The 1,879-nt window shown below is 68.0% G+C and carries 3 protein-coding genes and 1 pseudogene; 1 reads left to right on the top strand and 3 read right to left on the bottom strand.

Translation table 11 applies throughout. The annotated features are described in order from the left end of the window. Positions 1-232 (bottom strand): annotated as a pseudogene (locus H3O04_RS35205) (amidohydrolase); the annotation flags it as partial. Between the two features lie 17 nt (positions 233-249). Then, complete coding sequence (locus tag H3O04_RS35210; protein WP_012328322.1) at positions 250-417, bottom strand: DUF1427 family protein; 168 nt, start codon at positions 415-417, stop codon at positions 250-252. A gap of 98 nt (positions 418-515) precedes the next feature. Here H3O04_RS35210 and H3O04_RS35215 point away from each other — a divergent pair, with 98 nt between their 5' ends. Beyond that, positions 516-1,439 carry a LysR family transcriptional regulator gene (locus tag H3O04_RS35215; protein ID WP_124478537.1) on the top strand — a complete coding sequence of 308 codons (924 nt, stop codon included), beginning with the start codon at positions 516-518 and terminating at the stop codon, positions 1,437-1,439. A gap of 74 nt (positions 1,440-1,513) precedes the next feature. On the opposite strand, the gene H3O04_RS35220 is transcribed toward H3O04_RS35215, so the two are convergent. Then, a partial coding sequence (locus H3O04_RS35220) for an isochorismatase family protein (protein WP_202589502.1) occupies positions 1,514-1,879 on the bottom strand: 366 nt, incomplete at its 5' end.

Genomic DNA, 1,879 nt, shown 5'->3' on the forward strand with positions numbered 1-1,879 from the left:
CACGAATCACGTGGCAGTGGTTGTCGATCAGGCCCGGCAGCACGCCGCGGCCGCCGAGATCGACCACCTTCGTCGCGCGGCCGGCGAGCGGCATCACGTCCGCTTCGCTGCCGACCGCGACGAAGCGGCCGTCCTTGATCGCGACGGCGGCGGCGATCGGGTTCGCACGATCGAGCGTCGTGATGCGCCCGTTGTGCAGGATGAGATCGGGTGGGGTATCGGTTGCGCTCATGAATGTCCTCGATGTGCTCAGAAACCGAGCCAGTGACGAACCGGCGCGATGGCCTGCGCGCCGACCAGCATGCCGGCGAGGCCGACCAGCGCGATCAGCGGCGGCGCGGGCGAGCGCACCTTGATCACGCTGTACACGACGCCGATCAACACACCGGCGCCCAATGAAACTAGATAAGATTCCATAATGTTTTTTCTCCCGGCCGGATTAGAATCCCCGGCATCGCGAGGCCGCCCGCACGGCGCATCGCATCCGTTTCGCTTCCCTGCCATCCATGCCGACCATGCAACATCTTCCTGATCTCGAAGCCTGGGCCATCTTCGCGCGCGTCGCGGAGACCGGTTCGTTCGCGAAAGCGGCCGACCTGCTCGGCATCTCGCAACCCACCGTGTCGAAAGCGATCGCACGCCTCGAAAAACGCCTCGGCGCGATGCTGCTGTACCGCACGTCGCGCAAGCTGTCGCTCACGCCGACCGGCGAATTGCTGCGCGACCGCGCGATCCGCCTGCTCGCCGATGCGGAGCTGATCGAGAACGAAGCGTCCGCGCAGGCGCTCGAGCCGCACGGCCTCGTGCGCGTGAATGCGCCGATGTCGTTCGGGCTGCGCCATCTGTCGACGGTGCTGCCCGCGTTTCTCGAGCGCTATCCGCGCGTCGACATCGATCTCGTGCTCACCGACCACATCGTCGACATCGTGTCGGGCGGCTTCGACGTCGCGATCCGCATCGCCGAGCTGAGCGATTCGACGCTGCGCTCGCGCCGCCTGTGCGCGGTGCGCCGGCCGCTCGTCGCGTCGCCCGCGTATCTCGACCGGCGCGGCCGGCCCGCGCATCCGCGCGACCTCGAACAGCACGTGTGCCTCACGTACACCAACCTGCCGACGCCCGAGCACTGGCGCTTCCGTCATCCGGCGTCGGGAGACGAAGTCGGCGTGTCCGTGCACGGGCGCATCCGCACCAACAACGCGGACGTGATCCTCCCGGCCCTCGTCGGCGGTCACGGCCTCGCGCTGCAGCCCGAGTTCCTCGTGTGGGACGAACTGCAGCGCGGCGCGCTCGAGGAAGTGATGAGCGACTGGAAGATCGCGGACATCAACGTGAACCTCGTCACGCCGCCCGGCATGCTGCGCGCCGCGCGCGTGACGGTGCTGCTCGATTTCCTCGCCGAACATTTCTCGCACGCGCCGTGGGCGCTGCCCACCGCCTGAACGCGTGATGGCCGCTTCATGGCCGATGACAGACGATCGCCGCGTCCGGCGCGGCGATCGCGGCCGGCGGCCCGTTACTTCGCCGGTACGGCCGGAATCGACTCGTGCGGCGTCGCGGTACGCTGCGCTGCCTTGTGGACCATCGTGTACGCGTAGTCGACGCCCATCCCGTATGCGCCCGAATGCTCCTTCGCGATCGCCATCACCGCGTCGTACGAGTCGCGGCGCGCCCAGTCGCGCTGCCATTCCAGCAGGACCTGCTGCCACGTGACCGGCACCACGCCGGCCTGCACCATGCGCTGCATCGCGAAATCGTGCGCGGCCTGCGTCGTGCCGCCCGATGCGTCGGCGACCATGTAGATCTCGTAGTCGCCTTCGAGCATCGCGCACAGCGCGAACGTCGTATTGCAGACCTCGGTCCACAGGCCCGACACGACCAC

It is taken from the genome of Burkholderia sp. KCJ3K979, assembly GCF_016759955.1.
GTDB classification, from domain to species: Bacteria; Pseudomonadota; Gammaproteobacteria; order Burkholderiales; family Burkholderiaceae; genus Burkholderia; species Burkholderia orbicola.